The sequence below is a fragment of the Marinomonas sp. CT5 genome (assembly GCF_018336975.1).
In the GTDB taxonomy this organism is placed as follows: domain Bacteria; phylum Pseudomonadota; class Gammaproteobacteria; order Pseudomonadales; family Marinomonadaceae; genus Marinomonas.
This window is the reverse complement of sequence record NZ_CP025572.1, coordinates 2191338-2198283: the sequence shown is the minus strand read 5'-3', so window position 1 is coordinate 2198283 and position 6946 is coordinate 2191338. Positions and strand designations below refer to the sequence as shown.

7 protein-coding genes are annotated in these 6946 nt (G+C 38.2%); 4 read left to right on the top strand and 3 right to left on the bottom strand.

Going from position 1 to position 6946, the window contains the following annotated elements; genetic code table 11:
• Nucleotides 1-263: integrase core domain-containing protein (locus C0J08_RS10240; RefSeq protein WP_212652994.1), on the top strand; the 263-nt coding region annotated here is incomplete at its 5' end.
• 45 nt (nucleotides 264-308) lie between these two features.
• Here C0J08_RS10240 and yiaY read toward each other — a convergent pair.
• A complete protein-coding gene (gene yiaY / locus C0J08_RS10235; RefSeq protein ID WP_212656029.1) occupies nucleotides 309-1457 on the bottom strand; it encodes an L-threonine dehydrogenase in 1149 nt (382 codons plus the stop codon).
• A gap of 399 nt (nucleotides 1458-1856) precedes the next feature.
• Here yiaY and C0J08_RS10230 point away from each other — a divergent pair, with 399 nt between their 5' ends.
• Both C0J08_RS10230 and C0J08_RS22735 read left to right on the top strand, forming a co-directional pair.
• Entirely contained in the window at nucleotides 1857-2531 is a 675-nt protein-coding gene (locus C0J08_RS10230) for an outer membrane beta-barrel protein (protein WP_212656028.1), read from the top strand.
• 383 nt (nucleotides 2532-2914) lie between these two features.
• Nucleotides 2915-3043, top strand: coding sequence for a hypothetical protein (locus C0J08_RS22735; RefSeq protein ID WP_283247164.1), 129 nt, complete (start codon nucleotides 2915-2917; stop codon nucleotides 3041-3043).
• Between the two features lie 892 nt (nucleotides 3044-3935).
• On the opposite strand, the gene C0J08_RS10225 is transcribed toward C0J08_RS22735, so the two are convergent.
• Nucleotides 3936-4517: a hypothetical protein gene (locus C0J08_RS10225; RefSeq protein ID WP_212656027.1), complete on the bottom strand. Its 582-nt coding sequence runs from the start codon at nucleotides 4515-4517 to the stop codon at nucleotides 3936-3938.
• Nucleotides 4518-4798: 281 nt separating this feature from the next.
• Nucleotides 4799-5770 (bottom strand): transposase, encoded by a 972-nt coding sequence (locus tag C0J08_RS10220; protein WP_212656026.1) that lies wholly within the window; start codon nucleotides 5768-5770, stop codon nucleotides 4799-4801.
• A 234-nt stretch (nucleotides 5771-6004) separates the two neighbouring features.
• On the opposite strand from C0J08_RS10220, the gene C0J08_RS10215 reads away from it, so the two are divergent.
• Nucleotides 6005-6868 (top strand): lipase family protein, encoded by an 864-nt coding sequence (locus tag C0J08_RS10215; RefSeq protein ID WP_212656025.1) that lies wholly within the window; start codon nucleotides 6005-6007, stop codon nucleotides 6866-6868.
• The last annotated feature ends 78 nt before the right edge of the window (nucleotides 6869-6946 follow it).

Here is a 6946-nt window from a genome sequence, read left to right as displayed (position 1 = left end):
ATCAAAAAGAATTACAACGCAATAAAATAAAGCCGTCGATGACAGATGGCTATGACTGCTACCAAAATGCGTTAGCAGAAAGGGTGAATGGCATATTGAAGCAAGAATTTTTGATTGGAAGATGCAGAACTTTTAAAGAATTAGAAAGGCATATTAGTGAGTCTATTGATATCTATAATAGGTATCGACCTCACTTAAGTCTTAATATGAAAACACCAGAAGAAGTGCATGAAAAAGCCAGTATGGAATCCATACTGGCTTAACAAAAAATCGTCAACTTATTTTAGGACGACACATTTAAATAAGAACTACATAGCAGCCTTAAAGATTGACACCACATCTTCATGAGTTGGCTGAATTGGGTTAGTAAAACCGCAAGCATCTTTCATGGCATTGCTTGCTAAGGTAGCAAAGTCTTCTTCTTTAGCCCCCAATTCCATTAATCCTGAAGGGATATTAATACTTTGGGACAAAGTAACAATAGCTTCAATCGCGGCGGCAGCCCCCTCCTCATTCGTCATTGCTTGTACATCCACGCCCAAAGCTTTAGCAACATCCTTTAACTGTGATGCTGCGACTTGGCTGTTATAACGCTCTACATGAGGAAGCAAAACGGCATTACACACACCGTGTGGCAAATCATAAAAGCCACCTAACTGATGAGCCATTGCGTGAACATAACCCAAAGAAGCATTATTAAAAGCCATACCGGCCAAGAACTGCGCATAAGCCATTTGCTCACGAGCTTTCATATCCGTGCCGTTATGTACAGCTTGATGTAGATTGTCGCGAATAATTTCAATGGCTTTAATGGCGCATGCATCCGTTATTGGATCTGCCGCCGTAGAAACATACGCCTCAATGGCATGAGTCAACGCATCCATTCCGGTTGCTGCCGTCAAACCTGCTGGCATGCCTGACATCAGTCTTGGATCATTAACAGACAATATCGGCGTGACATTTTGGTCTACAATGGCCATTTTGATATGACGTTCTTGGTCTGTAATAATACAAAAGCGTGTCATTTCAGAAGCCGTGCCAGCCGTGGTATTAATACCAATGAGAGGCAATTGTGGCTTCTTAGAGACATCGACACCTTCGTAGTCACTGATATGTCCCCCATTGGTTGCAACCAAAGCAATGCCCTTAGCACAATCATGAGCTGAGCCACCCCCTAAAGAAATAACACAATCACACTGATGAGCATGCAAAACTTCTAACCCAGCATTCACATTTTCCACTGTGGGGTTGGGCTGAACACCATCATAAATTAGACTTTGCACACCTTGTTCCTGTAACAATGCTTTTACTTCAGCTGTGACTCCCAATTTTGTCATTCCTGGGTCCGTTACAATCAAAGCCTGCTTAAAACCCAAACTTTTAATTTGTTTAACTGCATCGTCTAAAGCATTCTCGCCCATTATGTTTACGGCTGGGATATAAAATGTACTACTCATGACCTTCACCTCTTCACTTTCTTAAGCGGATAATTAACCTATGCAACCATTCTGAACCTATAGGTTAAAAACGCTTTGACTTGGGACAAGACAAAGTAAAAGAGTGCAAATGAATAAATGTGAATAGAACTCAAATCCAAATAGGCAGAAAGAGAAAAAAATGGTAGTTAAACCTAATTCCCACTCTTCAACAATGACATATCATCCAATAAAATAGATTAATACTTAGATCAATCTTGTTTGGTCCAATAGTATCAAACATAATTAGCCATTCGAATTGACTTATATTCAAACTATAGATTCTTGCAATATTAAAATACGAATAATAAAATCATTAAGAATGATTTTGAAGATAGTCTCCGTATAAAAATCCACTACTAAGGTATAAGGGAAATATAAATGAAGAAAATTTTATTAAGTGTTGCTATATTTTCAGTCACATCAACGGCTTTAGCAGAAAATTCTTTTTCAGTGGAAGCGGCGGTGGGTAAAACTGAACAAAAAACCTTACAGGAAGGTTATGATGTAGATTTTGCTATTGGTGATCGTAGAGCGGATAGTACATCATCTTCTTTTAAGATCGGGTATGAATTTACAGACAGCTGGTGGCTAGAGTTTGGCTACGATGATTATGGCAAAGGCACTTTGAAAACTTACAATGATAGCTATAATAGTAGTAGTTCTCTAAGAAATATAACTGAAACCGCCTCGACCTCAGCCACACTCATAACTTTAAAAAAAGAGGGAGCTATCTCGGATAACTTATCTGCCTACGCGCGGCTTGGGATTGCTCGTTGGGAATTGGATTTAGAATCGACTTATCCTGACTCTACTTTAAAACGAGACTTCACATGGAATGAATCGGGTATTGGTGCCTACTTTGGCATTGGAGTTTATTATCAATTAACGTCTAATTTACAACTTTCGGCTAATTATTCTTTTACCCAGATAAGGCCTGATCTGTTCGTTAAATTAAAAGCTAATTCTAGTAATTCTATATATAACCTGCCAGCTAACAGTTCCTACGATGGTGACATTAAAAATTACTCAATAGGAGTAGCTTATAAGTTCTGATAAACGAACACCTTCTCGCCATTACTTGAGGTTTATAGATAGTGCTTTTTTACCCAGAAAAGTGAAAGAGCACTCTGTTTTTACGAGTCCTAGGGGTTAAAAACGATAAGCCAATCCAGACAATTCGACAACTTTTCCCAATAAGATAAACTATTGTCAGAAACACCAGCAACTCCATTCTAGAAAGCTTTACGAGGCATCCACGTTAAAAAACTTGATTTACTGACTTCTAAACATGCGTGTCCTGTTGAATTTACTCCGATGGTTCATAATTAGGACTATTCATAAAATCACCGGATGGCGTACCATCTTTATTAAATGGCAAACAAGTTACCATGAGGGTCTTATTAAGTTTAAACCCTTGATTTTACTGGTTTATTAACATGAGTGTCCTATTAAATGCTATTAAATTGACTGGATTTAAAGCAGGAAATGTCTATGGACAGGACAGTATAGGTGTTTTTACCAGCTGTGAAGTTGATATTGCTGGGTTTGAAAGTTGGTTGGCTTAGTAACATCTTTCTTTACACTAGTCGCTACCATTATTACTTTGTACTCTTACTCCAGTCTAAATTTATAACTTCAATATAACCTGATAAACTGATAAACTGAGAAGGATAGATATAATAATAAAAGCGCCACATCCGAATATAGCTATACGGGCATATTTATAATCTTTAGTAATAACGGGGCCAACTAATTGAATGTCTTTTTTAAATACATATCCATAAACAAAATATCCACCTACGCTATACAACATGAGAGTAGTTATAAGATTATCCCAACCATTCAAATTAGAAATAAAATAAAATATAAAAAATAATAGGTAGTGTAATAATATAAATATTTTCTGGTAATTTTTTTTGTTCATTATTCAGTACCTTTTGCACCATTCTGTTTTATGTCCTGACTTGCAAATATTCCAATTCGAGAGACTGCTTCCTTTGCCCCCCCCTGTTTTATTCAGTCCGAAGGGTATAAAGTTACCCAAAATCATCGCCTTAGCAGTAGTTCCGCTAGTTCCATCGGTTGTAGTAAAGATTGAAAATAAATCAGTAAATATGCTTGTAATACCTGCTGCATTTGCAATCCTACCTACAGGAGTACGCAATACTATAGCATCTGCTGTATACCCCACGCCATTAATGACTTTATTACGGTCAATCTTTTGAATTTTTTTACTAATACCCTTTATTTATTATTTAACAAGACACCCATATTAAATACCTGTTACATCATACAAAACCACCTTCTTCACTGGAAGAATTTATATAAAACTCATCTTTATATCGCTTCATTAAGATCTAATTAACTATTAAAAAGCTGGTTATTGGGTTGTTAGGCGAGTGAATTTACTAATATATAATTAGTAAAGAAAGAAAGGCTCTGAGTGGTGAAATGAAGCTAAGCGAGTAATTGGTTATAACTGGATCTTGGTTTTCTATTTAGTTTGTTTGAACCACAGTAATGAGCAATAGATTGTTCAGCACCAACAACAGCACCGGTTCTTTCGCCAAATTCTGTAGCAATGCATAACCAGTTTTCAGAGGCAATATTGAGACGTTTCAAGATAGGAAGTAACGACGCATTTATTGAGCCTCGTTTGTCTTCTCGTATGATTCGACCTGTCATATCAACCAATACAAGGTAATCTGACAATTCAAAAGGTAAACCATCTGGCATGTTTTCTCTGGGGTTACCAACAAAGGGATAGAGCACTAATGTTGACCATGATTGCGCTTTCTCTGCACCCACATGCAAAACAACATGAAGATGATTGCTCATCACAGCATAAGCACATATATCGATAGAAAAGACAGACGCTAAAAAAAGTAACCTCTTCTCTATCCAGCCACGGCGATGCTCATAGCTGTTTCCTGTGGCAGGATCATCACCGCATAAAAAAGCCCGTCGAACACAACGAGCCACACAATGATAATAAGGAGTATCTTCTAAACTGACTTGTTCTTTTCTAGACCTCGGCATATCCAACCTCTCTTCCTTGAGAAAATATACTGTAATTGTATACAGTATATTAAAATATGGTCAAGAAAAAGCTAGAGGCCTTGTAGAGTCAAACAGGACACGCACAATAAAAACACGATATAAAAAGTGAGTAAAGCAGATCACATCGGTTACCAAAAATATCTATTTTATTGTGTTGGAAGAAAGAACATTACAGAAAGGCATTTAAAAGCGGACTTTCAGGCATACTGAAGCAAATCACGCTTTTTGGTGAATGGATTTTATAATGTTTTTATGACAAGTTAAGCGATGAATTGAAGGTTTTGCCTTTTAGGTTTTCTTTGTCGTTGGTGCCTTTCACAATAATGATCTATGGAGTGCTCTTGTCCAACTAAGTTACCTGTTCTTTTCTCAAATTCTGTTGCGATGCATAACCAGTTTTCAGAGGCAATATTGAGACGTTTCAAGATAGGAAGTAACGACGCATTTATTGAGCCTCGTTTGTCTTCTCGTATGATTCGACCTGTCATATCAACCAGTTCCAAGTAATCCGTCAGTTTGAAAGGTAAGCCGGATGGCATGTCTTTTCTTGGGTTTCCAATAAAAGGATATAAGGTTTTTGGTTGATGTTTTCTTTTTGCAGAATTAACGCGCTTTTTCACGCTGGTAAAATCAGAGTCTTCGGGGGTTTTACTCATGCTGGCTCGAAGTGGATTTAAGTCAACATAGGCCATACAAGCCATTAATGCGGCTTCGTCTAATAAGGCTTGAGACTTAAAACGCCCTTCCCAGAAATGACCTGTGCAGTTATCTTCGTAGTTCGCTCTTCGTGCAATGGGTTCGTTTAGCTCTTTCATGAACCAACTGATGTCCATCAAGCGCTCTCTATAGGTTTCAGCAGCTTTTTCAACGAGCTCTACGAGGTAATTAGGTAAGGTCTCTCCTCTTAAATATCGCTGAGTAAACAAAGTACCTTTATGGAGTTGATGCCAACGCTGCAATACTTCTAATGTTGACCATGATTTCGCTTTCTCTGCATCCACATGCAAAACAACATGAAGATGATTGCTCATCACAGCATAAGCACATATATCGATAGAAAAGACAGACGCTAAAAAAAGTAACCTCTTCTCTATCCAGCCGCGGCGATGCTCATAGCTGTTTCCTGTGGCAGGGTCATCACCGCATAAAAAAGCCCGTCGAACACAACGAGCCACACAATGATAATAAGGAGTATCTTCTAAACTGACTTGTTCTTTCCTAGACCTCGGCATATCCGACCTCTCTTCCTTGAGAAAATGCACTGTAATTATATACAGTATATTAAAATATGGTCAAGAAAAAGCTAGAGGCCTTGTAAATACTGGGTTCTTGAGGTGCATGTCCTGTTAGGTTCTCTTGTCCTGTTAGGTTCTCTCTAACAGCAACATCAGCCAATTAAATAGCTGTTCGCTCTCAACCTTTTTTAGTACTCTCTATTTCCTTTCATTACACCGTCGTCCAGCAACATGTTTAAATTTTTAATACTGTGTTTTTTCTCGATAATCCAGATTCATACTGCTTATGCAGCACAAGACTTCATAGAAATTCGAAAGCAGGCTAATCTATCAAACGATACTTACCTTGAAGCCAACATGCTAAAACAAAAGCTTAAGGAGCAAGGTCAAACACTCGTACATCAGTCGCTCATACCTATTTCACAAGTGAGTTATTTTTTGAGCCGTGCGGATAAAATCCAGACGATAGGAATAAGGGGCACGGCGAATTTAGAGAACGCTATGGTAGATTTAGACCTAGAATTAAAGCCTGATGCACTGCTAAAAATTAAACTACACCAAGGTTTCGGTCTGGCAGCAAAAGCCGTTTTTGAGGACATCAAACCTTTCCTAAAGAAAGACCAACCCATCCACTTAACAGGCCACAGTTTGGGTGGTGCCATTGCGGTAATTCTAGCCATGTATCTGCAAAATGACGGCTACCCAGTCAAACAAGTCATCACCTTTGGACAACCTAAAGTCACCAATGTCACAGGTGCGAAAAAGTTTGAAGACTTACCCTTAATTCGTGTTGTTACGCCAAATGATATCGTGCCGCTTGTACCACCAATTAGTCCTTTGCAAATCAGAGATTTGGATATTTTCTGGCATATGGGAGAGGAAGTTATTCTGTTAGGGGCTCAAGAGTTTACTCAAACTAATGGCATCAAAAGCATGCTAAGAGCGACAAAATTCACCACATCTATTCCCAGTGAAAAAAATCTACTTGCACATCAAATGACGACTTATCTCAATTTGATCAATCAGCTGCAGACATCAGCTAAAGAAATACCTTATAGAACTGATATCAATTTCTTCGGTTTCTCTCTGGACTAATAATTTCCCACTTCAGACGAGAGGAAGAAAGTTAAGCGTACCAATTGGCAAACTCATCAAGTTTTCCGATGAGTCTGC